Source organism: Oceanicola granulosus HTCC2516 (assembly GCF_000153305.1).
Taxonomy (GTDB): domain Bacteria; phylum Pseudomonadota; class Alphaproteobacteria; order Rhodobacterales; family Rhodobacteraceae; genus Oceanicola; species Oceanicola granulosus.
Window position 1 is genome coordinate 1,016,820 of sequence record NZ_CH724107.1, and the last position, 24,263, is coordinate 1,041,082.

At 72.2% G+C, this 24,263-nt stretch carries 23 protein-coding genes; 14 read left to right on the plus strand and 9 right to left on the minus strand.

Translation table 11 applies throughout. The features are described 5' to 3' along the window. Nucleotides 1-153: 153 nt before the first annotated feature. Nucleotides 154-609 (minus strand): DNA polymerase III subunit chi, encoded by a 456-nt coding sequence (locus OG2516_RS04790; protein ID WP_007254497.1) that lies wholly within the window; start codon nt 607-609, stop codon nt 154-156. After that, the gene (locus OG2516_RS04795; protein WP_007254498.1) at nt 609-2,078 is read right to left on the minus strand and encodes a leucyl aminopeptidase; all 1,470 of its coding nucleotides are present in this window, start codon (nt 2,076-2,078) and stop codon (nt 609-611) included. Before OG2516_RS04795 ends, OG2516_RS04790 begins: the two co-directional genes overlap by 1 nt. Before the next feature lie 66 nt (nt 2,079-2,144). On the opposite strand from OG2516_RS04795, the gene lptF reads away from it, so the two are divergent. Genes lptF through rsmA form a run of 6 tightly spaced genes read left to right on the plus strand, consistent with a single transcriptional unit; the run spans nt 2,145 to nt 9,622 of the window. After that, on the plus strand, nt 2,145-3,353 hold the full coding sequence (lptF, locus tag OG2516_RS04800) for an LPS export ABC transporter permease LptF (protein ID WP_342626084.1): 1,209 nt from the start codon (nt 2,145-2,147) through the stop codon (nt 3,351-3,353). After that, a complete protein-coding gene (gene lptG, locus OG2516_RS04805) occupies nt 3,350-4,450 on the plus strand; it encodes an LPS export ABC transporter permease LptG (RefSeq protein ID WP_007254500.1) in 1,101 nt (366 codons plus the stop codon). Before lptF ends, lptG begins: the two co-directional genes overlap by 4 nt. Next, nucleotides 4,447-6,573 (plus strand): LPS-assembly protein LptD, encoded by a 2,127-nt coding sequence (locus tag OG2516_RS04810; protein WP_007254501.1) that lies wholly within the window; start codon nt 4,447-4,449, stop codon nt 6,571-6,573. The genes lptG and OG2516_RS04810 overlap by 4 nt, the downstream gene beginning before the upstream one ends. A gap of 18 nt (nt 6,574-6,591) precedes the next feature. After that, on the plus strand, nt 6,592-7,809 hold the full coding sequence (locus OG2516_RS04815) for a peptidylprolyl isomerase (RefSeq protein ID WP_007254502.1): 1,218 nt from the start codon (nt 6,592-6,594) through the stop codon (nt 7,807-7,809). After that, on the plus strand, nt 7,806-8,777 hold the full coding sequence (gene pdxA / locus OG2516_RS04820) for a 4-hydroxythreonine-4-phosphate dehydrogenase PdxA (protein WP_007254503.1): 972 nt from the start codon (nt 7,806-7,808) through the stop codon (nt 8,775-8,777). Before OG2516_RS04815 ends, pdxA begins: the two co-directional genes overlap by 4 nt. Next, nucleotides 8,777-9,622 carry a 16S rRNA (adenine(1518)-N(6)/adenine(1519)-N(6))-dimethyltransferase RsmA gene (gene rsmA, locus OG2516_RS04825; RefSeq protein ID WP_007254504.1) on the plus strand — a complete coding sequence of 282 codons (846 nt, stop codon included), beginning with the start codon at nt 8,777-8,779 and terminating at the stop codon, nt 9,620-9,622. The genes pdxA and rsmA overlap by 1 nt, the downstream gene beginning before the upstream one ends. A gap of 66 nt (nt 9,623-9,688) precedes the next feature. Here rsmA and OG2516_RS04830 read toward each other — a convergent pair whose 3' ends face one another. Both OG2516_RS04830 and OG2516_RS04835 read right to left on the minus strand, forming a co-directional pair. Continuing rightward, the gene (locus OG2516_RS04830) at nt 9,689-10,522 is read right to left on the minus strand and encodes an inositol monophosphatase family protein (protein ID WP_007254505.1); all 834 of its coding nucleotides are present in this window, start codon (nt 10,520-10,522) and stop codon (nt 9,689-9,691) included. A 107-nt stretch (nt 10,523-10,629) separates the two neighbouring features. Then, the gene (locus OG2516_RS04835) at nt 10,630-11,364 is read right to left on the minus strand and encodes a GntR family transcriptional regulator (protein WP_040614978.1); all 735 of its coding nucleotides are present in this window, start codon (nt 11,362-11,364) and stop codon (nt 10,630-10,632) included. A gap of 258 nt (nt 11,365-11,622) precedes the next feature. On the opposite strand from OG2516_RS04835, the gene OG2516_RS04840 reads away from it, so the two are divergent. After that, nucleotides 11,623-12,129, plus strand: coding sequence for a flavin reductase family protein (locus tag OG2516_RS04840; RefSeq protein WP_007254507.1), 507 nt, complete (start codon nt 11,623-11,625; stop codon nt 12,127-12,129). Nucleotides 12,130-12,202: 73 nt separating this feature from the next. On the opposite strand, the gene xylA is transcribed toward OG2516_RS04840, so the two are convergent. From xylA to xylF, 5 genes are all read right to left on the minus strand, one after another. After that, nucleotides 12,203-13,507: a xylose isomerase gene (gene xylA / locus OG2516_RS04845; protein ID WP_007254508.1), complete on the minus strand. Its 1,305-nt coding sequence runs from the start codon at nt 13,505-13,507 to the stop codon at nt 12,203-12,205. Nucleotide 13,508: 1 nt separating this feature from the next. Next, nucleotides 13,509-14,945, minus strand: a complete 1,437-nt coding sequence (xylB, locus tag OG2516_RS04850) for a xylulokinase (RefSeq protein WP_007254509.1) — start codon at nt 14,943-14,945, stop codon at nt 13,509-13,511. Continuing rightward, entirely contained in the window at nt 14,945-15,709 is a 765-nt protein-coding gene (locus tag OG2516_RS04855; RefSeq protein WP_007254510.1) for an ATP-binding cassette domain-containing protein, read from the minus strand. Before OG2516_RS04855 ends, xylB begins: the two co-directional genes overlap by 1 nt. A gap of 3 nt (nt 15,710-15,712) precedes the next feature. Then, nucleotides 15,713-17,005 (minus strand): sugar ABC transporter permease, encoded by a 1,293-nt coding sequence (locus OG2516_RS04860; protein WP_007254511.1) that lies wholly within the window; start codon nt 17,003-17,005, stop codon nt 15,713-15,715. 77 nt (nt 17,006-17,082) lie between these two features. Continuing rightward, nucleotides 17,083-18,108 (minus strand): D-xylose ABC transporter substrate-binding protein, encoded by a 1,026-nt coding sequence (xylF, locus tag OG2516_RS04865; protein ID WP_007254512.1) that lies wholly within the window; start codon nt 18,106-18,108, stop codon nt 17,083-17,085. 289 nt (nt 18,109-18,397) lie between these two features. On the opposite strand from xylF, the gene OG2516_RS04870 reads away from it, so the two are divergent. From OG2516_RS04870 to OG2516_RS04900, 7 genes are all read left to right on the plus strand, one after another. Next, nucleotides 18,398-19,558, plus strand: a complete 1,161-nt coding sequence (locus tag OG2516_RS04870; RefSeq protein WP_007254513.1) for an ROK family protein — start codon at nt 18,398-18,400, stop codon at nt 19,556-19,558. Between the two features lie 46 nt (nt 19,559-19,604). Next, nucleotides 19,605-19,958, plus strand: coding sequence for a hypothetical protein (locus OG2516_RS04875; RefSeq protein ID WP_007254514.1), 354 nt, complete (start codon nt 19,605-19,607; stop codon nt 19,956-19,958). Beyond that, complete coding sequence (locus tag OG2516_RS04880) at nt 19,955-20,524, plus strand: DedA family protein (RefSeq protein ID WP_007254515.1); 570 nt, start codon at nt 19,955-19,957, stop codon at nt 20,522-20,524. The genes OG2516_RS04875 and OG2516_RS04880 overlap by 4 nt, the downstream gene beginning before the upstream one ends. A 127-nt stretch (nt 20,525-20,651) precedes the next feature. Then, complete coding sequence (locus OG2516_RS04885; protein WP_007254516.1) at nt 20,652-21,554, plus strand: siderophore ABC transporter substrate-binding protein; 903 nt, start codon at nt 20,652-20,654, stop codon at nt 21,552-21,554. A gap of 1 nt (nt 21,555) precedes the next feature. Then, nucleotides 21,556-22,500 (plus strand): iron chelate uptake ABC transporter family permease subunit, encoded by a 945-nt coding sequence (locus OG2516_RS04890; protein ID WP_007254517.1) that lies wholly within the window; start codon nt 21,556-21,558, stop codon nt 22,498-22,500. Beyond that, a complete protein-coding gene (locus OG2516_RS04895) occupies nt 22,493-23,437 on the plus strand; it encodes an iron chelate uptake ABC transporter family permease subunit (protein ID WP_007254518.1) in 945 nt (314 codons plus the stop codon). Before OG2516_RS04890 ends, OG2516_RS04895 begins: the two co-directional genes overlap by 8 nt. Beyond that, entirely contained in the window at nt 23,434-24,195 is a 762-nt protein-coding gene (locus OG2516_RS04900; RefSeq protein WP_007254519.1) for an ATP-binding cassette domain-containing protein, read from the plus strand. The genes OG2516_RS04895 and OG2516_RS04900 overlap by 4 nt, the downstream gene beginning before the upstream one ends. Nucleotides 24,196-24,263 lie beyond the last annotated feature (68 nt).

The window sequence follows — 24,263 nt, forward strand, 5'->3', positions numbered from 1 at the left end:
ATCTGGCTGCTGGGGCTGTCGTTCATCGAGATCGCCTCCATCGCGGCGGCGGTGGAGCTGATCGTGGGGACGCTCAAGTGCCGGCCGCCGGGGATGCGGGTCAACATCATGCCGCTCTATGCGTGGTACGTGATGGTGGTACCCCCCTCGCCCCTAGCGCTCCGCCTTCTTCTCCCAGCGCCCGCTCTCCTGGCTCCAGTACTGCGCCGCACATCCGGCGTCGGTGAGGCGGGCCCACTGGCCGCGGGCGATCTGGACGGCGCCGGGGTCGGCGCCGTCGAAGAGGATGCAGGTGCGCTCCAGCGCCTGCACCTCCTCCGCCGACACCTCCGCCCCCTCCACCGCGAGCAGGCAGGCGGCGTTGTTGGTGCCGCGGGTGTCGGTCAGCAGCACCGGCTGGTCGGCGTCGTGGGGGCCGCCGGCGAGGCCGTGCGGCAGGAAGCCGTCCTCGGGGTGCAGCCAGAGCTGCTCGTCGAGCCGGGCGAGGAGCGCGCGCGAGGTGGCGCGCACCTCGCAGCGCCAGCCGACCGTGCGCGCCTTCTCCAGCAGCATCGGCAGCGTCCGCTCGAGCGGGTCGCGCGTCAGGTGGTAGAAGTACGCCGCCCCCATCAGCCCTCGAACCGCTCCTTCACCAGCCGGTTCAGCGCCAGCACGCCCCAGCCGCTCGCGCCCTTCGGGGCGAGGTCGGTGGCGGCGTTGGCGAGCGCGACGCCGGCGATGTCGAGGTGGATCCACGGCACCTCGTCCTTGACGAAGCGGCCGAGGAACTGCGCGGCGGTGATCGAGCCGGCGGCGCGGCCGCCGACGTTCTTCATGTCGGCGATGCGGCTCTTGAGCAGCTTGTCGTAGCTGTCGCCCATCGGCAGCCGCCAAGCGCCCTCGCCCTCGGCGCGCGCGGCGGCGAGGAAGGCGTCGGCAAGCGCGTCGTCGTTGCCGAAGACGCCGGCCATGTCGTGGCCGAGCGCGACGATCATCGCGCCGGTGAGGGTGGCGAGGTCGACGATGGCGGCGGGCTTGAAGCGCTCCTGGGCGTACCAGAGCACGTCGGCGAGGACGAGGCGACCCTCGGCGTCGGTGTTGATCACCTCGATCGTGTCGCCCTTCATCGAGGTCACCACGTCGCCGGGCCGCATCGCGGTGCCCGAGGGCATGTTCTCGACGATGCCGACGAGGCCGACCACGTTGGCCTTCGCCTTGCGCAGCGCCAGCGCGCGCATCACGCCCGAGACGACGCCGGCGCCGCCCATGTCCATCGTCATCTCCTCCATGCCGCCCGCGGGCTTGATCGAGATGCCGCCGGTGTCGAACACCACGCCCTTGCCCACCAGCGCCAGCGGCGGCGTGTCGGCGTCGCCGCCCTGCCAGCGCATGACGACGACCTTTGACGGGCTGGCCGAGCCCTGCCCCACCGCGAGCAGCGCGGCCATGCCGAGCTCGACGAGCTGGTCCTCCTCGAGGATCTCCACCTCGAGGCCCAATTCCTGCATCGCGCCGAGGCGGGCGGCGAAGTCGTCGGTGGTGAGCACGTTGGAGGGCTCGTTGATCAGGTCGCGGGTGAAGAAGATGCCCTCGGCGAGCGCCGCGGCCTCCGCCGACGCCCCGGCCAGCGCCTCGGGCTCGCTCGCCATCACCGTCACTGCGCCGGGGGCGTCGGCGCGCGCCGACTTGTGCGCGTCGAAGCCGTAGCCGCGCAGCACGAGGCCGAAGGCGATGTCGGCGGCGCGGCGGCTCTTGCCGGCGAGCACCAGGAGCGGCGCGCTGCCCCGGCTCGCCGCGAGCGTGCCCCCGGCCTTGCGCGCCTCGGCCACGCCGGCGCGGCGCGGCAGCTTCACCAGGTGCACCGACTCCGCGGCGATGCCGACGGGGAACGCGATCTCCATGCCCTCGCCCGCCTTCAGCTTCTCGAACCGCTCGCTCTCCAGCGCCCGCACCAGCGCCCGGCGGGTGAGCGTGTTGAGCTTGCGCCCCGTGACGTCGAGCTTGCCCTCCTCGTCGGCGAACACGGCGATCCGTCCCTCGAAGCCGCCGAGGGCGTCGTGGTCGGTCTCGATGAAGCGCAGGGCGGCGGGAGCGGGCATGGGCAATCTCCGGTCTGGGGTCGGGTTGAGCCGTAGCTAGCCTGCCGGGGCGGGGAATGGCCAGATATGAGTTCAAACCGGCCGGGCGATCGGCTAGCTAGGGCCGATACCGGCAGCGGAGTGCCAGTGGGGCGGTTCGACAGATATCTACTCGGCCAGCTGATGACCCTGTTCGGCTTCTTCAGCCTCGTGCTGATCCTGCTCTACTGGGTCAACCGCGCCGTCGTGCTGTTCGATCAGCTGATCTCCGACGGCCAGTCGGCGCTGGTGTTCCTCGAGTTCTCCGCCCTGTCGCTGCCCGCGATCATCCGCATCGTGCTGCCGCTCGCCGCCTTCATCGCGGCGCTCTACGTCACCAACAAGCTGACCACCGAGAGCGAGCTGCTGGTGGTGCAGTCGACGGGCTTCTCGCCGGTGCGGCTGGCGCGGCCGGCGTTCGTCTTCGGACTGATCGTGACGCTGCTGACGGGGGCGCTGACCCACGTGCTCGTCCCCGTCGCCGCCGCGCAGCTCGGCGCGCGGCAGGACGAGATCGCCAGCAACATCACCGCCCGCTTCCTCACGCCCGGGCAGTTCCTGAACCCGGTCGACGGCATCACCGTCTACGTGCGCGACATCAACGACGCGGGCGCGCTGCAGGATTTGTTCCTCGCCGACACCCGCGAGTCCGGCCGGCAGGTGATCTACACCGCCGCGACCGCCTACCTCGTGCGCTCCGAGGGGGGGCCGCAGCTGGTGATGGTCGACGGCCTCGCCCAGACCCTGCGCGGCTCCGACCAGCGGCTCTACACCACCCGCTTCGACGACTTCACCTACGACATCGGCCGCCTGATCGTGTCCGAGGAGCCCGGCCGGCTGCGCGAGCGCAACGTCTGGAGCGGGCCGTTGCTGCAGGCGAGCCCGGCGCTGCAGGCGCAGATCGAGCGGCCGGCGGTGGCGCTGCGCGCGGAGGTGCACGACCGGATGAACAAGGCGCTGCTCGGCTTCGTGGGGCCGGTGCTCGGCTTCGCGGCGTTGCTGATCGGCGGCTTCTCGCGCTTCGGCGTGTGGCGCCAGATCGTCGTCGCGGTGGTGCTGGTGGTCGTCGTCACCTCGCTCGAGAGCGTCAGCTCCACCCTCGTCGACGCCGACCCGACGCGCTGGCCGCTGCTCTACATGCCCACCCTCGTCGGCCTCGCCATCGCGTCGGCGCTGTTCTGGCTCGCCGCCCACCCCGCCCTGCTGCGCCGCCGCCCCGCACCGCCGCCGCCCGAGCCGGCCGGAGGCGCGGCATGATCCTGCACCGCTACTTCGCCCGCCGCTACCTGACGTCGTTCCTGACCGTCTCGGGGCTGTTCTTCGTGCTGCTCGGGGCGATGGACCTCGTGGAGCAGGCCAACGAGGTCTCCGACGAGGCGGCGGCGCGCTGGAGCGACGTGCTGGCGCTGACGCTGCTCAACGCGCCCGCGAGCCTCTACGAGATCCTGCCGCTGCTGGTGATCCTGTCGACGATCGCGCTGTTCCTCGGCCTGGCGCGCTCGTCGGAGCTGGTCGTCACCCGCGCGGCGGGCCGCTCGGCGCTGCACGCGCTGGTGGCGCCGGTGCTGGTGGTGGCGCTGATCGGGGCGGTGGCGCTGGCGGTGCTGAACCCGCTCGTGGCGGCGACGTCGAAGGAGTACGAGGCGCGGGTCAGCGCGCTCGAGGATCGCGGCGCGAGCATCGTCAGCGTCGATGCCGGCGGGCTCTGGCTGCGCCAGGGCGGGCCCGAGGGGCAGTCGGTGATCCGCGCCGCGCGCGCCAACACCGACGGCACCGAGCTGTCGGGCGTCACCTTCATCACCTTCGCCGAGGAAGGCCGCCCCTCACGGCGCATCGACGCCCGCCGCGCGCGGCTCGAGGCGGGGGTGTGGCGGCTGGTGGAGGCGAAGTCGTGGCCGCTCGGCGACGCCGGCGTGCCCGAGGCGGCGGCGGAGGAGCACGACGTCTACGAGGTCGCCACCAGCCTCACGGCCGCGCAGATCCGCGACTCCTTCGGCGCCCCCTCCTCGATCCCGATCTGGGAGCTGCCGCGCTTCATCGACCGGCTGCAGACCGCCGGCTTCTCCGCCCGACGCCACCAGGTCTGGCTGCAGACCGAGCTGGCCAAGCCCGCGTTCCTCGTGGCGATGCTGCTGATCGGTGCGGCCTTCACCATGCGCCACCAGCGCGGCGGGCGCACCGGGCTGATGGCGCTGGTGGCGATCCTGCTCAGTTTCGGGCTCTACTTCCTGCGCAACTTCGCGCAGATACTCGGCGAGAACGGCCAGATCCCGGTGCTGCTCGCCGCCTGGGCACCGCCGCTGGCGGGGATCGCGGCGAGCGTGGCGCTGCTGCTGCACAAGGAGGACGGATGAGGGCCCTGCTGCTGCTCTGGCTGACGCTGACCCTGACGCTGACGATGGGGTTGCTCGCCGCCCCGGCGCGCGCGCAGATCCCGGCGACGCTCGTCGCCGACAGCGTCACCGTCACCCCCGAGCGCCAGCTGATCGCGCGGGGCAACGTCGAGGCGTTCTACGAGGACACGCGCCTGTCGGCCGAGGCGATCGTCTACGACGAGGCCAGCGACCGGCTCACCATCACCGGGCCGATCTTCATCCAGACCGCCGACGGCGACATCTTCACCGCCGAGCGGGCGAACCTGGACCCGCGGCTCGAGAACGGGCTGCTGATCGGCGCGCGGCTGGTGCTGAACGAGCAGCTCCAGCTCGCCGCCAACCAGATCGACCGCGTCGACGGGCGGCTGACCCAGCTCTACAAGGTCGCCGCCACCGCCTGCCGGGTCTGCGGCGGCGGCCCGCCGCTGTGGGAGATCCGCGCCCGCCGGGTGATCCACGACGAGGCCGCCGGCCAGCTCTACTTCGAGGCGGCGCAGTTCCGCATCGGCGGCGTGCCGGTGTTCTACCTGCCCCGGATGCGCCTGCCCGACCCGACCAACGCGCGCTCCACCGGCCTGCTGATCCCGCGCCTGCGCACCACCGACCGGCTCGGCACGGGCATCAAGCTGCCCTACTTCATCACCCTGGGCCCGCACGCCGACCTCACCCTGACGCCGTACCTCTCGCCCGCCACCCGCACCCTCGAGGCGCGCTTCCGCCGGGCGTTCCTGCGCGGCGACGTCGAGATCGACGCCGCCGTCACCAGCGACGACATCCTCGACGGCGGCAAGACCCGCGACTACGTCTTCGCCGAGGCGGAGTTCGCCTGGCCGGGCAACTGGCGGCTCGAGGCGCAGCTCCAGGCGGTGAGCGACCAGGCCTACCTGATCGACTACGACTATTCCGACACCGACCTGCTGACCTCGTTCCTGCGGCTCGGCCGGATCACCGAGGACAGCCGGCTGGGCTTCGACCTCACCGTCGTCGAGAGCCTGCGCGACGGCGACGAGAACGAGCTGCTGCCGACGCTGCTGCCCTCGGCCGTCTACGAACGTGTCCTGCGCTACCCGGGCCTGCCCGGCGCGCTGACGGCCTACGCCGAGGCCGAGGTCGCCGTGCGCACCTCCGAGCGCGACCGGGTCGGGCGCGACATCGTGCGGCTCGGCACCGGGCTCGGCTGGCGGCATCAGTCGGTGCTGCCGGGCGGGCTGCTGGCGGTGAGCGCGGCGGGGGTCGAGGTCGACCGCTACCGCATCGACGAGGACAGCGCCTTCCCCGACCACGTCACCCGCCGCACCCCCTACCTGCAGGCCGAGCTGCGCTGGCCGCTGGCGCGCACCACCGCGACGGGCAGCACCCACGTGCTCGAGCCGGTGCTCGCGCTGACCTGGTCCGACACCTACGGCGGGCGCGTGCCCAACGAGGACAGCCAGGTCGTCGAGCTCGACGAGACCAACCTGTTCGCCCTGTCGCGCTTCCCCGGCGAGGACGCCCGTGAGGACGGCTGGCGCGCCGCCGCCGCGCTGAGCTGGACCGTCGCCCGCCCCAGCGGCTGGCAGGCGCGCACCACAGTGGGGCGGCTGCTGCGCGCGTCGCCCGACCCGCGCTTCGCCTCCGGCACCGGGCTCGACGGCGACACCTCCGACTGGGTCGCCGTGGTCGGCCTCGACACCCCCACCGGGCTCAGCCTCGACGCCCGCGCGCTGTTCGACGACGATTACGACTTCGCGCGCACCGAGGCCCGGCTCGACTGGTCCAACGCGCGCTTCGACCTCGCCGCCACCTACGTCGAGCTCGCCGCCAACGAGGCCGAGGCCCGCCCCGCCGCCGTCGCCGAGTGGACCTTCGACGCCGACTACCGGGTCAGCGAGATGTGGGAAGTCTCCGCCGAGGCGCGCTACGACATCGCCGCCGACGCGCCGAAGTTCGCGGGGGTCGGGGTCGAGTACACCAACGAGTGCGTCACCGTGGGGCTTTCGGTCTCGCGCCGCTTCACCTCATCGACTACGCTTGAGCCCGAGACGGACTACGGGCTAAGCGTTGGCCTCAACGGCTTTTCGGCGGGGCGCCAAGGCACCCCGGTGCGCAGCTGCCGGAACTGACAGGGGATCTCTCGACCTATGACGACCCGCACGATCGCCACGCTCTTCGCCCTCGCGCTCGCCGCCCTGTCGCCCGCCGCCGCCGCGGCGCAGTCGCAGTTCTCGCCCGCGATCACCGTCAACGACAGCGCGATCAGCTTCTACGAGATCGACCAGCGCGCCAAGCTGCTGCGGGTCTTCAACACCCCCGGCGACCTCGAGGCGCTGGCCCGCGAGCAGCTCGTCGAGGACCGCCTCAAGCTCGCCGAGCTCGACCGCGCCGGGCTGCAGCTGTCGGAGGAGTCGCTCGCCGCCGAGATGGAGGCCTTTGCCGGCCGCGCCGACCTGCCTTACGAGCAGTTCATCGGGGTGCTCGCCGAGGCCGGCGTCGCCGAGGAGACGCTGCGCGACTTCGTCCGCGTCGGGGTGAGCTGGCGCGACTACATCCGCACCCGCTACCGCGGCCGCGCCGAGGTCAACGAGGCCGACGTCGACCAGACCCTCGCCGCGCCGCCCAACGGCGGCACCCAGATCGAGGTGCTGCTCAACGAGATCATCATCCCCGCCCCGCCGCCCCGCGCCGCCGAAGCGCAGGCAATCGCCGAGCGCATCAGCCAGACCACCAGCACCGCCGCCTTCGAGGCCGCGGCGCGGGAATATTCCGCCCTGCCCTCGCGCGAGCGCGGCGGCCGGCTCGACTGGCTGCCGATCGCCAACTACCCGCCGCCGATCCAGGCGCTGGTGCTCGGCCTCGCGCCCGGCGAGGTGACCGCGCCGCTGCCGATCCCCAACGGCATCGCGCTGTTCCAGCTGCGCGCGGTGCGCGAGGTGGCGGGGAGCCGGCCGCAGCCCGTCTCCGTCGAGTACGCCACGCTCTACCTCCCCGGCGGGCGCAGCGCCGCCGCGGTGGCCGAGGCGCGCGCCATCGAGGCGCGGCTCGACACCTGCGACGACCTCTACGGCATCGCGCGCGGCCTGCCGCCCGAGCAGCTGGTGCGCCGGGACCTGCCCGTCGGGCAGGTGCCCACCGACATCGCGCTCGAGCTGGCGCGGCTCGACGACGGCGAGACCTCGACCGCGCTGACCGCCAACGGCGGCCAGAGCCTCGTGCTGCTGATGCTGTGCGAGCGGCGCTACAGCGAGGAGCCGGTCGACCGCGAGGCGGTGGCGAGCAACCTGCGCTCGCAGCGGCTCTCGGGCTTCGCCGACCAGCTGCTCGCCGAGCTGCGCGCGGCTGCGGTGATCCGCGGCCAATGACCGTCGCGCTGACCTGCGGCGAGCCCGCGGGGATCGGACCGGAGATCGCCGTGGCCGCCTGGGCGGCGCTGCGCGGCGAGCTGGGCCTGCTCTACATCGGCGACCCGGCGCACCTGCCCGAGGGCACGCCCTGGGAGGCGACCGACCCGGCCGGCGCGCCGGAGGTCATGGCCCGCGCGCTGCCGGTGCTGGCGCGCGACTTCGGCGCGCCCCGCACCCCCGGCCGCCCCGACCCGACGCACGCGGCCCATGTCGTCGACGCCATCGCCGAGGCGGTGGCGCTGGTGAGTTCGGGCGCCTGCAGCGCGCTCTGCACCGCGCCGATCCACAAGCAGGCGCTGATCGACGGCGCCGCCTTCGCCTATCCCGGTCACACCGAATTCCTCGCCGCCCTCGCCGGCGGCGGCCGCCGGGCGGTGATGATGCTCGCCTGCCCCGAGCTGCGCGTCGTTCCGGCGACGATCCACATCCCGCTCGCCGACGTCCCCGCCGCGCTGACGGCGGAGCTGCTGGAGGAGACGATCCGCACCACCCGCGACGCGCTGGTGCGCGACTTCGGCATCGACGCCCCCCGCCTCGCCGTCGCCGGGCTCAACCCGCATGCCGGCGAGGGCGGCAAGATGGGCCGCGAGGAGATCGAGACCATCGCGCCGCTGCTCGAGCGGCTGCGCGGCGAGGGCTTCGACCTCGCCGGGCCGCTCTCGGCCGACACGATGTTTCACCCGCCCGCGCGCGCCCGCTACGACGCCGCGATCTGCGCCTACCACGACCAGGCGCTGATCCCGATCAAGACGGTGGACTTCGCCAGCGGCGTCAACGTCACGCTCGGCCTGCCCTTCGTGCGGACCTCGCCCGACCACGGCACCGCGTTCGACCTCGCCGGCACCGGCCGCGCCGACGCCACCTCGCTGATCGCGGCGCTGCGGATGGCGCACGAGCTCGGCGCGCGGCGGGCGGCGGTGGGCTGATGGCGGGCATCGACGACCTGCCGCCGCTGCGCGAGGTGATCGCGACGCACGGGCTCTCGGCGAAGAAGGCGCTTGGGCAGAACTTCCTGCTCGACCTAAACCTCACCGCCAAGATCGCGCGCGCGGCGGGCGATCTGACGGCGGCGGACGTGCTGGAGATCGGCCCCGGCCCCGGCGGGCTGACGCGCGGGCTGCTCGCCTCGGGCGCGCGCCATGTCGTCGCCATCGAGAAGGACCCGCGCTGCCTGCCCGCGCTCGCCGAGATCGCCGCCGCCTATCCCGGCCGGCTGACCGTGCTCGAGGGCGACGCGCTCGCCACCGATGCGACGGTGCACCTGACCCCGCCCTACCGGATCGCGGCGAACCTGCCCTACAATGTCGGCACCGAGCTGCTCGTGCGCTGGCTGACGCCGCCGAGCTGGCCGCCGGCATGGGAGAGCCTGACGCTGATGTTCCAGAAGGAGGTCGCGCAGCGCATCGTCGCGCGGCCGGGCTCGAAGGCCTACGGCCGGCTGGCGCTGCTGGCCCAGTGGCGGGCCGACGCGCAGATCGTGATGTCGCTGCCGCCCGGAGCCTTCACGCCGCCACCGAAGGTGTCGTCGGCGGTGGTGCGCCTCGACGCCCTGCCCCAGCCGCGCTACCCGGCCGACGCGGCGACGCTCTCGCGGATCACCGCGACGGCCTTCAACCAGCGCCGCAAGATGCTGCGCGCGTCGCTGAAGGGGCTGGCGCCGGACATCGAGCGCCACCTCGAGGCGGTCGGGATCGCGCCGACGGACCGGGCGGAGCAGATCGACCTCGAGCGGTTCTGCGCCCTCGCGCGGCGCCTCGCGCCGGAGCGGTAGCGCGGGGGCCCGGGCGGCGGAGCCTCCGGCGGGGATATTTTTAGGACAGAGACCGGGGCGGCGCGCTCAGGCGGTGAGCGGCGGCGCCCAGAGGGGCTGCAGCTCGTCCCAGAGGGCGGGGCTGCGGGCGATGAGCATGGGGCCCTCGGTGCGGGTCGGGCTGTAGGGGGCGGCGTCGAGCAGCGCGGCGCGCCCGCCCGCCTCCTGCACCGCGAGGACGCCCGCGGCGTGGTCCCACGGCTTGAGCTTGGCCGCGATCATGTAGTCGCCCGCGCCGGTGAGCAGCATCCGGTATTCGTGGCACGAGCAGCGCAGGGTGCGGGTGCCGGCGGTCTTCAGCCCGGTGAGGGCGAGGTCGGAGCGGCGGCGGCGGGCGAAGAGGTGGAGCGACATGTAGCCCGAGGCGGAGCGCGCCGCGCCGCCGGGCGCGAAGGTGAGGCGGCGGGGGGCGTCGCCGGGGCGCGCGAACCAGGTGCCGCCGTCCTTGTGGCTGACGATCCAGTCGTCGAACACCGGATCGTAGAGCAGGCCCCAGACCGTCTCGCCCTCCTCCACCACCGCGACGATCACGCCGAAGACGGCGAGGCCGCGGGCGTAGTTCCAGGTGCCGTCGACCGGGTCGACGATCACCGTGCGGCCCCGGCCGACGAGATCGAGCCGGGCGGGATCGGCGGCGACGCCCTCCTCGCCGACGACGTTGGCGCCGGGCAGGAGGCGCGCGACGCCGTCCGCGATGGCGGCCTCGGCGGCAATGTCGGCCTCGGTGACGAGATCGGTGGGGCCGGACTTGCTCGAGATCTCGTCGGGCGCGAGGCGGCGGAAGCGGGGCAGGATCTCGCGCTTGGCGACGGCGCGCACGAGGTCGATCAGCGCCGCGCTCTCGGTGTCGGTGAGGCTCATGGGCGCGCCCCCGCCTTGGTCCGCTCGGTCATCTGGCGCGTCCTCCGTCTGTGCGTGGCGGCTGCATGCAGGACGCGCCCGACCGGGTCAAGCGCGACGGCCGGCTGTCACTTTTCCAACCTGGCGCTGGCCTGCTTGAGGCGCGACACGTAGTTGGCCTTGGAGGAATCGAACCAGAAGCGGCCGTACTCGACCACCTCGCCGGTATGGCCGGTGGAGCGGCGCTCGCAGAAGGCGGAGACGTCGCCCGGCGCGACGCCGAAGCGGGCGGGCGCCCAATCGGGCACTTCGCGCGCGCCGAGGCGGTCCTCGACGGAGCGGATCTCGAGTCCGAGGGTCTCCTTGTAGAAGAAGTGAAGGCTCTCCACGATCTGGCTCGCCTTCAGCCGCTCGGCCCAGACCCCGTCGAGCCAGACCTCCTCGAGCGCGACCGGTTCGCCGTCCATCTCGCGCAGGCGGCGGACGCGGTGGGCGTCGGTGGACTGGCCGAACGGGGGCAGGTCGTCGGGCTTTTCCATGCGCTCGATCGACAGGATCTCGCCGCTCGGCAGGCCGGCGCCGGTGGGCGACTCGAGCCGGAAGAAGGCGTAGACCGACTCCACCGCCTCGCGCACGCGGATGTAGTTGCCCGAGCCCTGGACCCGCTCGAGCAGCCCCTGCTCCGCCATCCCCTCGAGCGCCTTGCGCAGGGTGCCCACCGAGACGCCGAGTTCCTGCGCCATCTGCCGCTCGGGCGGCAGGCGCTGCCCGTCGACGAGGCGGCCCGCGGTGATGTCGCGGATCAGCATTTCGGAAATCTGCAGGTACCTCGGCAGCGATCGCGCATATGCGGTTTCGCCCATAATGCTACACCCCCTAAAAAAACTTTCATGATCTTTTTGTCCGCGAGCGCCGGAAAAAGGCAAGGTATAACCAAGCTTTGTTTGCGTTCGCGGTAGTAGATGTCACCGATTTGCACGTATGGCGCGAAGATGTCATTCAGTCAACGTGAGACGAAGGAGACCCGTCGGAGGCGCCTGTCCGCCCGCTTGGTCTCGCCAAAGCCGGCTTGCGCCCCAAGTCTGTGGCAGGATAGCCCGAGGTGCTCGAATGGAGACGACATGGACGGAACCGGCGCGCCGATGACCAGCTTCGACCCCGATACCTCGCCGCGCGCCTTTCGCGATGCGCTGGGACGTTTCGCGACCGGCGTGACGGTGATCACCACCCAGGGCCCCGACGGACCGGTGGGGATCACCGCCAACAGCTTCGCCTCGGTGTCGCTCGACCCGCCGCTGGTGCTCTGGTGCCCGGCCCGGGCGACGCGGCGCTACGAGTTGTTCGCCGACGCCCGCCATTACGCCATCCACGTGCTCGACGGGCATCAGCAGGCGATCTGCGACGCCTTCACCCAGAGCGCCGACGGCTTCGAGGGGCTGGACTGGCGCCGGGGGGAGCACGACGTGCCGCTGATCGAGGGATGCCTGGCGCGCTTCGAGTGCCGTCTGGAGGCGGCGCACGAGGGGGGCGATCACCTGATCCTCGTCGGCCGGGTGCTGCGGGCGGCGGCGCGGGACGGGCTGCCGTTGCTGTTCCAGGCGGGGCGGTTCGTGAGCTTGAAGGGGTAGGCCGAGGCGGGCCGGGCTGAAGCCCGGCCTACGGGGCGTGAGGGTGGGCGGGCCGGGCCGCCCACCCTGCTCGTCAGAGGTAGCGGTTGACGAGGTTTTCGAGCCGCTCCTGGCGGCCTGAGACGGGCTGCGGCTCGAGGCCCTCGGCCTCGACGCGCGCGGCAGCGTCTTCCAGCGTGCCCTCCAGCATCTGCATCGCCGGCTCGCCGTTCCAGCCCGTGTAGCGAGCCTCGCGGGCCTCCTCGAGCTTGCCGTCCTCGAGCATCCGCGCCGCCGCCTTGAAGCCGGCCGCGCAGGTATCCATGCCGCCGACATGGCCGAGAATGAGGTCCTCGGCGTCGAGCGACTGGCGGCGCAGCTTGGCGTCGAAGTTGGTGCCGCCGGTGGTGAAGCCGCCGGCCTTGAGCACTTCGTAGTAGGCCAGCGCGACCTCGGGGACGTTGTTGGGGAACTGGTCGGTGTCCCAGCCGGATTGGTAGTCGTTGCGGTTCATGTCGATGGAGCCGAAGATCCCCAGCGCCGTCGCCAGCGCCAGCTCGTGCTCGAAGGAATGGCCGGCGAGGATGGCGTGGCCCTGCTCGATGTTGACCTGCACCTCCTTCTCGAGGCCCGCGTCCTTGAGCATGCCGTAGACCGTGGCGACGTCGTAGTCGTACTGGTGCTTGGTCGGCTCCTGCGGCTTGGGCTCGATCAGGATCGCGCCCTTGAAGCCGATCTTGTGCTTGTACTCCACCACCTGCTGCAGGAACCGGATCGCGTGGTCGCGCTCGCGCTTCATGTCGGTGTTGAGCAGCGTCTCGTAGCCCTCGCGGCCGCCCCAGAGCACGTAGTTCTCGCCGTTCAGGCGGTGCGTGACGTCCATGCACGCCTTCACCGACGCGGCGGCGTAGGCGTAGACGTCCGGGTCGGGGTTGGTGGCCGCGCCGGACATGAAGCGGCGCTCGGAGAACATGTTGGCCGTGCCCCAGAGCAGCTTGACGCCGGTTTCGTCCATCTTGCGCTCGAAGATGTCGGCCATCTCGTTGAGCCGGTCGCGGCTCTCGGCGAAGGTGGCGCCCTCGGGGCGGACGTCGGCGTCGTGGAAGCAGAAGAACGGCGCGCCGAGCAGGGTGAACATCTCGAAGGCCACGTCGGCCTTGAGGCGGGCGTTGTCCATCTCGTCCTGCGGATACCAGGGCCGCTCGAAGGTGCGCCCGCCGAACGGATCGCCGCCTTCCCAGGCGAAGCTGTGCCAGTAGGCGATCGAGAAGCGCAGGTGCTCCTTGAGCGGCTTGCCCATGACCACCTCGTCGGGATTGTAGCGGCGGAAGGCGAAATCGTTTTCGGAAGTCGGCCCTTCGTACTTGATCGGGCCGAGCCCGTTGAAGAAATCACTCATGTTACTGTCCTTTCAGTGCCTCGTAGGCGGCGCGGTAGCGCAGGTGCGCCTCGGCGAAGTCGCCCGCCAGTTCGATCTCCGGGTCCACGATGCGCGCGATGGGCGGTGCCGTGGCGATCTCGACGCCGGCCCCGGTGGCCGCCATCATTCCCAGTCGGGCGGCGCCGAAGGCCCCGCCGAAATCTCCCGCCTCGGGCAGCTCGACGGGCAGGCCGAGCGCGGTGGCGATGGCCTGCACCCAGTAGTCCGAGCGCGAGCCGCCGCCGACGGCGATGAGCCGCTCGATCCGCGTGCCCGTGGCCGAGAGGGCCATGAAGCTGTCGCGGATGGCGAAGGTCACCCCTTCGAGCACCGCGCGGGTCAGCGCGTCGCGGTCGGAGGCGTGGTCGAGATGCAGGAAGTGGCCGCGCACGGCGGCGTCGTTGTGGGGCGTGCGCTCGCCGCCGAGGTAGGGCAGGAACAGCGTGCGGCCGGGGGCCCGCAGCGCGCCGAGCCCGTCGGTCAGTGCCGAGGCGGGCCGGTCGACGAGGCGCGCGTACCAGTTCAGCGCGTCGGCCGCGGCGAGGATCACGCCCATCTGGTGCCAGGTGCCGGGCAGCGCGTGGCAGAAGGTGTGCACCGCCGTCGCCGCGTCGGGCTGGTAGGCGTCGGAGGCCGCGAACAGTACCCCCGAGGTGCCCAGCGACACGAAGGCCTCGCCCGCCTTGACCACGCCGACGCCGACGCCCGAGGCGGCGTTGTCACCCCCGCCCCCGGCCACCACCACGCCCGCTGGCAGGCCCCAGCGGCTGGCCAGCGCGTCGCGCAGGGTGCCCGAGACCTCCGAGCCCTCGACGAGGCGCGGCATGTGCTCGCGGCCCAGGTCGGTGGCGGCGAGCAGCTCGTCGGACCAGTCGCGCGCGCCGGTGTCGAGCCAGGCGGTGCCGGCGGCGTCGGACATCTCGGCGACGTGCTCGCCGGTCAGCCACAGCCGCAGGTAATCCTTGGGCAGCAGCACCTTGGCGACCTTGGCGAAGGTCTCGGGCTCGTTGTTCCTCACCCAGGCGAGCTTGGGCGCGGTGAAGCCGGGGAAGACGATGTTGCCGGTCAGCGCGCGGAAGGCGGGCTCGGCGTCGAGCGCCGCCGCCTCCTCGGCCGAGCGGGTGTCGTTCCACAGGATGCAGGGGCGCAGCACCCTGTCGGAGGCGTCGAGCAGGGTGGCGCCGTGCATCTGCCCCGAGAGGCCGATGCCGCGCACGGCGGACAGGTCCACCTTCCCCTTCAGCGCGTCGAACACCGCCTCGCAGGCGGCGATCCAGTCGGCCGGGTCCTGCTCCGACCAGCCGCTGTGGGGCCGGGCGACGGAGAGCTCCGCCGTCGCCTCGCCCAGCACGTTCTGCGCGTCGTCCATCACGAGCGCCTTGAGGCCGCTCGTCCCGAGGTCCAGTCCGATATACATCAGGCGGCCAGGTGCTCGGGTCGCTTGCCCAGGATGATCATCGCCAACAGGTCGTCCTCGCTCACCTCGTCCACCTTCACCACGCCCACGAGCTTGCCGTTCTTCATCACCGCCGCGCGGTCGCACAGTTCCTTCACCGCGCGCACGTCGTGGTCAATGAGGAAGATCCCGAGCCCGTCCTTCTTGAGCTCCTGGATCAGCTCGGCGACCATCTGCGTCTCCTGAGGGCCGAGCGCGGCGGTCGGCTCGTCCATGATGAGGATCTTGGCGTTGAAATAGACCGCGCGCGCGATGGCGACGGACTGGCGCTGCCCGCCCGAGAGCGCGCTGACGGGGGCGGAGAACTTCTGGAAGTTGGGGTTGAGGCGGTGCATGATCTTGCGCGTCTCGGCCTCCATGCGCGCGTCGTCGACCATGCCGAAGGGGGTGACGAGCTCGCGCCCGAGGAAGAGGTTGGCCGAGGCGTCGAGATTGTCGGCCAGCGCGAGCGTCTGGTAGATCGTCTCGACGTTGTACTTCCGCGCGTCGCGCGGGTTGTGGATCGTCGCCTTCTTGCCGTTGATGCGGATCTCGCCGCTGTCCATCTGGTAGGCGCCCGAGAGCACCTTGATGAGCGTCGACTTGCCCGCGCCGTTGTGGCCCAGCAGGCCGACGACCTCGCCGGGATAGAGATCGACCGAGACGTGGTCGACCGCGTGGATGCCGCCGAAGGAGACGGAGATGTCGTCCATCTCGACGAGCGGGGTGCCGGTTTGCGTGGTCATGGCTCAGTCTCCCGTGCGGCGGCGGTAGAGGATGTCGACGAAGACGGCGAGCACGAGGACCGCGCCGACCACGATGTTCTGGTAGGGCGCGTCGACGCCAACCATCGCCATGCCCGATTGCAGCGACTGCATGATCAGCGCGCCGAGGATGGCGCCGTAGATGGTGCCGATGCCGCCCGAGAGCGCGGTGCCCCCGATCACGGCGGCGGCGATGACGCGCAGCTCGTCGAGGGTGCCGATGTCGTTGGAGTGGAACGACAGCCGGGCCGAGGCGACGACGGCGGAGAGCGCGGCGAGGAAGCCCATCAGCGCGAAGACCTTCACTGTCAGCATCCGCGTGTTGATCCCCGACAGCTCGGCGGCGTCGGGGTTGCCGCCGGTGGCGAAGATGTAGCGGCCGAGACGGGTGCGCTGCGCGATCACCGTCATCACGATGGCGACCGCGATGAGCAGCAGCACCGAGATCGGCAGCCCGTAGGAGGCGGTGAAGCCCTCGGGCATGGTCTCGCCCCGCGCCTCGAACTGGCGCGACAACACCCGCGAGGGGATCTCGTAGGAGGTCAGCACCCAAATGAAGCCGAGGATGCCGGCGGCGACGATGCCGGCGACGACGTACTCCGCCCAGAGTGGCTTGACCGCGAAGCCGTGCGCCACCTTCGTGCGCCGCGCGTTCCACAGCGCGGCGAGCGCGGCCACCGTGGCGACGAGGCCGACGATCCACGACCAGAAGGTGCCGAGGGTGCCCTGGATGCCGCCGAAGAGCTGGAACGTCTCGTCGAGCGGGCCGATGGTCTGGCCGTTGGTGAGGTGCCAGGCGACGTTGCGCCAGATCAGCAGGCCGCCGAGCGTGACGATGAAGGCCGGGATGGTCAGGTAGCCGACCAGCCAGCCCTGGAACGCGCCGATGGCCGCGCCGACGAGCAGACCGCCGAGGATCGCGAGCCACGGCAGCGAGGCCGCGCCGAGGTCGAGGCCGAACCAGTCGAGCAGCCAGCGCGTCTGCAGCATCGCCATCACCGCCGAGCAGGTGGCGAGCAGCGAGCCGACGGAGAGGTCGATGTGGCGGGTGACGATGATGAACACCATCCCCGTCGCCATGATCGCGACGCTGACGGTCTGGATCGTCAGGTTGAACACGTTGCGCGGCGTCAGGAAGCGGCCGTCGGTGAGCAGGTTGAACACCACCGCGACGACGACGAACGCGCCGATCATGCCGAGCAGGCGGGTGTCGATTTCAAGCGATTTCAGGAAGCCGCGCTTGGGTACGCCCGCGGGGGCGCCGGTGGTGTCGGTCATCTTGGCCGGTCCGATCTGGTATGTGGCGGGCGGAGCCGGTGCGGCTCCGCCCTGTCGGGGACGTCAGTCCGTCCCGATCAGTTGCAGGGCGAGGGCCCGTTCTCGACGCCCTGGCAGAGCGCCTCCTGGGTGATCCAGCCCGCGTCTACGACCGCGTCGAGGTTGTCGGCGGTGATCGGCATCGGGTCGAGGAACTGCGCCCAGAGCGTCGTGCCGCCCGGCGAGGTCCACTGCTCGGCGCCCTCGATGGCGCTCATCTCGGTGCCGTCGGCCAGCTCGACCGCGATCTCGCCGGCGCGCCGGCCGAGTTCGCGGGCGTCCTTCCAGACCGAGACGGTCTGGGTGCCCTGGGCAACCCGGTTCAGCGCGGCGTGGTCGCCGTCCTGGCCGGAGACCGGGATCCCGTCCATGCCCTGGGCGGTGAGCGCCGCCACGGCGCCGCCGGCGGTGCCGTCGTTGGAGGCCACGACCGCGTCGACGTCGTTGTCGTTCTGGGTCAGGATCTGCTCCATGTTGCGCTGCGCGTTCGCCGGCAGCCAGCCGTCGGTGTAGGCCTCGCCGACGATGGTGATGTCACCGGCGTCGATGGCCTCCTGCAGCACTTCCTGCTGGCCGCCGCGCAGGAAGTCGGCGTTGGGATCGGTGGGCGAGCCCTTGATCATCACGTAATTGCCCTCGGGCGCCGCCTCGAGCACCGCGCGGGCCTGCATCCGGCCGACCTCGACGTTGTCGAAGGTCAGGTAGAAGGCGCGCTCGTCCTCGATCAGGCGGTCGTAGCCGACGACCGGGATTCCCTCGCGGGCGGCCGCCTCGACCGCCGGGCCGATGGCCTGGCTGTCCTGGGCGAGGATGATCAGGGCGTCGACGCCCTGGGCGATCAGGCTCTCCACGTCGGAGATCTGCTTGGACGACGACGACTGGGCGTCGGCGGAGATGTACTCGGCACCGGCCTCCTCGAGCGCGGCCTGGATGGCGGCCTCGTCGGTCTTCCAGCGTTCTTCCTGAAAGTTCGACCAGCTGACCCCGACGGTCAGATCCTGAGCCAGAGCGGCCGAACTGAAGCCTGCCGTCGCGATGACGGCGGCGATGATTGCGTTGCGCATGACGTCCTCCCAGTTGTCAGCCCCGCCGAGCGGGCGGAGCACGAGTCAGATGACCCGACGCGGCAGAGGGTGCCACAAACTTATTTCAGTTGTCAAAATAAATTTGACAGCCGAGTGCCTGGAGGGGCAGCATCGGCAGCGGAGGAGAGGTTCTGCACGCGCTGCGCTGCAGAAATATATTCAGGGAGTGAATAAAGAAATGAGCATCTCGGCCGATCCCGATGCGGAAGTGCCTGCGGGTTGCGGTCCCATCCTGCCCGTTCCGGGGAGCGATGCGAAGCCCCTGCGGATGCAGGTCTTCGACCATGTGCGCGCCTCGGGCCGGGCCGCGCGCGCCGAGATCACCCGCGCGCTCGGGATCAGCCCCGGCTCGGCCACCGCCGCCACCGCCGACCTCATCGCCGGCGGCTTCCTGCGCGAGGTGGAGGACCAGCCGCGCGAGAGCGGCCGGGGCCGTCCGCCGGTGGCGCTCGAGGTGGTGCCGACCCGCGCCCACGTCATCGGCGTCAAGCTCACCGACGAGCGCCTCTCGGCGGTACTGACCGATTTCGCCGGCACCCACCTCTGCGAGGCGCACCGCCCCACCCCCGGCCACCGCAAGGGGACCGACGAAATGGTCGCCGACATCGCCGCCCTGATCGAGCGGCTGCTCGCCGACAGCGGCGTGAGCCTCGACGCGGTCGGGGCTGTGGGGCTCGGCGTGCCGGGGATGGTCGACCACGAGACCGGCACCGTGGCCTGGTCGCCGCTCCTCTCCGAGCGCCACGTCGCGCTGCGCGCCGTGCTCGAGTCCGAGCTCGGCCGGCCCGTCGAGGTGGACAACGACACCAACATGCTCACCCTCGCCGAGCTGTGGTTCGGCGCGGGCCGCGAGAACGCCGACTTCGCCGTCGTCACCATCGAGCAGGGCGTCGGGATGGGGCTGGTGCTCAGCTCGCGGCTGTTCCGCGGCAGCCAGGGGATGGGGCTCGAGCTCGGCCATACCAAGGTGCAGCTCGACGGTGCGCTCTGCCGCTGCGGCCAGCGCGGCTGCCTCGAGGCCTACCTCGCCGATTACGCCCTCGCCCGCGAGGCCGCCACCGCGCTCGACCGGCCGAGCCGCAACCTGCAGAGCGCCGAGGCGCTGCTCGAGACGCTCTACCTGCGCGCCAAGGCCGGCGACACCGGCGCGGCCACGATCTTTCGCCGCGCCGGGCGCTACCTGGCGCTCGGCCTCGCCAACGTGGTGCAGCTGTTCGACCCGACGCTGATCATCCTGTCGGGCCAGCGGATGCGCTACGACTACCTCTACGCCGACGAGGTGCTGGCCGAGATGCAGCGGCTGATCCTGTCCGACGGCCGCGCCCCGCCGCGCGTCGAGATCCACGCCTGGGGCGACGACGCCTGGGCGCGCGGCGCCGCCGCCCTCGCCCTCGCGGCCACCACCGAGCGGCTGCTGACGGCCGCTTGATCGTTTTTCGACGGACAGCGCCGCCGGATGCGTTACATCAGCCGCGATGTTCGATGATCTGAAGCGCCGCTACCGGAAGCATCCCCGCGCGACGACGCTGTTCCTGCTCGCCGCCGCGGTGACGCTGTTCTTCAGCGCCCGGCTGCTGGTGGGCGCGCTGTTCATGCCGCCGCCGGGGCCGCGCCCGATCGAGCCGTGGATGACGATGCGCATGGTCGCGCACATGCACCACCTGCAGGCCCGCGACATCGACGAGCTCGCCGGCCTGCCGATGCCCCGCCCCGGCCGCGCGCCCACCCTCGCCGACCACGCCGCCGCGCAGGGCGTGCCGGTGGGGCTGCTGATCGTCGAGGTCGAGGAGGCCATCGCCCAGCTCCTCGCGGAGCGCGACGGCCAATGACGGAAACCCTGCTCGCCCTCGTGCCGCAATACGGCCCCCCGCTCCTCGCGGCGGCGGTGTTCCTGTCGTGCTTCGCGCTGCCGGTACCGGCCTCGATCCTGCTGCTCGCCGCCGGGGGCTTCGCCGCCGTTGGCGATCTGTCGATGGTCAGTGTCGCCCTCGCCGCCTTCGCCGGGCTCGCGGCGGGCGATCACACGGTCTACGCGCTCGGGCGCAAGGGCGGCACCCGCGTCTTCGCCCGCGTCGCCCGCCACGCCGCGCCGCTGGAGCGGGCGCAGGTCGCGCTCGCGAACCGGGGCGGGCCGGTCATCTTCCTGTCGCGCTGGCTGTTCTCGCCGCTGGGGCCGTACGTCAACTTCGCCGCCGGGGCCGCCGGGCAGCGCTGGCGCAGCTTCGCGCTCTGGGGCACGGCGGGCGAGCTGGTCTGGCTGACGATCTACCTGGGCCTCGGCTACAGCTTCACCGGCAGCCTGGAGGACGCCTCCAACCTCGTGATGAACGCCCTGCTCGCCATCGGCGCGGGCGTCGTCACCATCGCCCTCGGCGTCTGGATCTACCGCACCTGACCCTGCCAATCGCAGCGGCCCCTGCTGTTTCCGCTTGCGCTCCCGCTATTCCCGAGTCTTTTAGTCGGCACATACCGTAGTATTTTTGTCGGATTCGCCGGCAAGCGTGCAGACCAAGGAACAGTACATGCGCACAGCTCTCCCCGCCCTCGCTCTCTGCCTCGCCCCCGGCCTCCTCGCGGCGCAGGACGTCACCGTCGAGACCGCCGCCGGCCCCGTGGCCGCGCCTGTCGCGCCCGGGACCGTCGCCGTCTTCGACCTCGCCGCGCTCGACACCATCTCCGCGCTCGGCGTCCCCGTCGCGGGCGTGCCCGACATCACCCCGCCCGCCGACCTCGACGAGGTCGTGGCGGGGGCCGAGATCGTCGGCACCCTGTTCGAGCCCGACTTCGAGGCGCTCGCCGCCATGGGCCCGGACCTGATCGTCGCGGGCGGGCGCAGCCAGACGCAGGTGGCGCCGCTGTCGCGCATCGCGCCGACGCTCGACATGACGATCTGGGGCGGCGACATGGTCGAGCAGGCCCTGTCGCGGCTCGCCGCCTACGGCACGCTTTTCGAACGGGAAGAAACCGCCGCGGCGCTCGCCGAGGCGCTCGAGGCCGACCTCGCCGAGGCCCGCGCGGTGGTCGCCGGCAAGGGCGACGCGCTGATCCTGCTCGCCAACGGCGGCAAGATCTCCGCCTACGGCAACGACAGCCGCTTCGGCTGGCTCCACACCGCGCTGGACCTGCCCGAGGCCTACGCCGGCCTCTCCGCCGAGACCCACGGCGAGGCGGTGTCGTTCGAGTTCGTCGCCGAGGTCGACCCGGACTGGATCCTCGTCGTCGACCGCGGCGCGGCAATCGGCCAGGACGGCGAGGCCGCCGAGGCGACCCTCGACAACCCGCTCGTCGCCGCGACCAAGGCCGGGCAGGCCGGGCAGATCGTCTACCTCGACGCCGCACCGCTCTACCTGTCGGGCGGGGGCGTGCAGTCGATGACGATCACCCTCGGCGAGATCACCAGGGCCTTCGGCGCCGCCGGAAGCTGAGATGATCGCCCGCCCTGCCCTCCTGCTCCCGGCCGGCCTGTTGCTGCTGGCCGGGGCCAGCCTCGCCATCGGGGCCGCCGACCTGCTGCGGGGCGATCTCGACGCGGGCCTGCTGCTCGCGGTGAGCCGGCTGCCGCGCACGCTCGCGGCGCTGCTGGCGGGGGCCGGGCTGGCGCTGGCGGGGGTGGTGGTCCAGCTGACGGTGCAGAACCGCCTCGTGGAGCCGGGCCTCACCGGCACCCCCGAGGCGGCGATGCTGGGGCTGCTGGGAGTCACGCTCCTCGCGCCCGGCGCGGCGCTGCTGGTCAAGATGAGCGCCGCCGCCGCCGCGGCGATGGCGGGCACCGCGGGATTCCTGCTGCTCGCCCGCCGCGTGCCGCGCCACGACCCGATGCTGCTGCCGCTGGTCGGCCTGATCTACGGCGGCATCCTCGGCGCGGTGGCGCTCTACCTCGCCTGGGTCACCGACCTCGTGCAGTATCTCGGCGTCTGGCAGTCGGGCGAATTCTCCGGCGTGCTGCGCGGGCGCTACGAGCTGCTCTGGCTGGTCGCCGCCCTCGGCCTCGCGCTCTACGCCGCCGCCGACCGGCTCACCCTGCTCGGTCTCGGCGAGGCGCAGGCCCGCAGCCTCGGGCTAAACTACCGCCAGACCCTCGCGCTCGGCCTCGCCATCGTGGCGCTCACGGTGTCGGTGGTGGTGGTCACCGTGGGCAGCCTGCCCTTCGTCGGCCTCGTCGTGCCCAACATCGTCTCGCGCTGGCGCGGCGACAACCTGCGCGCCAACCTGCCCCTCGTGGCGGGCCTCGGGGCGCTGATGGTGCTGGCCGCCGACCTCGTCGGACGGCTGGTGCGCCACCCCTACGAGATCCCGGCGGGCACCGTCTTCGCCGTGGTCGGCGCCGGGCTGTTCCTGTGGCTGCTCCACGCGGCGCCGCGCCGTGGCTGAGCGCCGCCTCGCCCTGCTCGCGCTCGGCCTCGGCGGGCTGGTCGCGCTGTTCCTGCTGTGGCAGCTGCGCGCGCCGGCGGGCTTCATCCTGTCGCTGCGCGCGGCGAAGCTCGGCGCGCTGCTGCTGGTGGGCGCGGCCACCGGCGCGGCGACGGTGCTGTTCCAGACCGTGGCCGCCAACCGCCTGCTCACACCCGGCATCGTCGGCTTCGACGCGCTGTTCGTGTTCCTCCAGACGGCGCTGGTGCTGGCGCTCGGCGGCGTCGGCTACGCGGCGCTTCCGGGGATGGCGAGCTTCCTCGCCGAGACCGCCTGCCTGATGGGCGCGGCGATGGCGCTGTTCGGGGCCCTGCTGCGGCGCGGGGCCGACGACGTGGTGCGGATGATCCTCACCGGCGTCATCCTCGGAGTGCTGCTGCGCGGGCTCGCGGGCTTCGCCCAGCGCGTCCTCGAGCCGAGCGAGTTCGCGATCGTGCAGGCCGCCTCCTTCGCCACCTTCGGCGCGGTCGATCCCGGCCAGCTCGCCATCGCCGCGCTCGTCCTCGCCGCCGCGCTGGCGGGCGCGCTGCGACTGGCCCCGGCGCTCGACGTCGCCGCGCTCGGCCGGGTCCGGGCGCGCACCCTCGGGCTCGCCCACGACCGGCTCGTACTCGCCGCGCTGGGGCTGGTCGCGGCGATGGTCTCGGTGGCGACGGCGCTGGTCGGGCCGATCACCTTCCTCGGCCTGCTCGCCGCCGCCCTCGCCCGCGCCGCCGTCGGCACCGACGCCCACGCCCGCCTGCTCCCCGCCGCCGCGCTCACCGGTGCGCTGATCCTGGTCGCCGGTCAGACCCTGTTCGAGCGGCTGCTCGGGATGCAGTCGACCCTCGCGGTGATCGTCGAATTCGCCGGCGGCCTGCTCTTCCTCGCCCTCGTCCTCCGGAGACGCCCCGCATGATCGAGATCGACCGCCTCACCGTCGCCCACCGCGGCACGCCGGTTCTGCACGACCTGTCGCTGCGCCTGCCCGCGGGCGGCATCACCGCGCTGATCGGCCCCAACGGTGCCGGCAAGTCGACGCTGCTGCACGCCATCGCCGGCCTCGTCCGCCCCGCCGCCGGGACGGTCCGGCTCGACGGCACCGACATTCCAACCGCGCCCGAACCGGTCCGCGCCCGCCTGTTGGCGCTGCTGTCCCAGAGCCCGGCCGCCCTGCCCCGGCTCAGCGTGCGCGAGCTCGTCGGCTTCGGCCGCTGGCCGCACCACCACGGCCGCCCCGGCCCGGCCGATCACGCCGCCGTCGCCGAGGCGCTCGCCGCGTTCGATCTCCAAGCCGTCGCCGAGCAGCAGGTCGATACCCTCTCGGGCGGGCAGTACCAGCGCGCCGCCGTGGCCATGGCCTACGCCCAGTCGACGCCGTGGATGCTGCTCGACGAACCGCTCGCCGCGCTCGATCCGCGCTACGCGCGCGACATCATGGACCGGCTTCACGCCCTAACCCGCCCCGGCGCGACGGCGCGCAGCGTCGTGATCGTGCTGCACGACCTCGCCATGGCCGCCCGCTACGCCGACCGCTGCGTCACCCTCAAGAACGGCCGCCTGCACGCCGCCGGCCCCCGCACCGAGACCCTCACCGCCACCGCCCTCTCCCGGCTCTACGACACGCCGCTAGAAGTGGTGCGCATCGGCGGCCGCGACGTGGTGCTGCCCGCCTGACACGGGCCGCCCGCCGGCGTGCGCCGGCGGCTTTCCATCGGCCCGCGCAGCGCCTAAAGGGAGGGCCG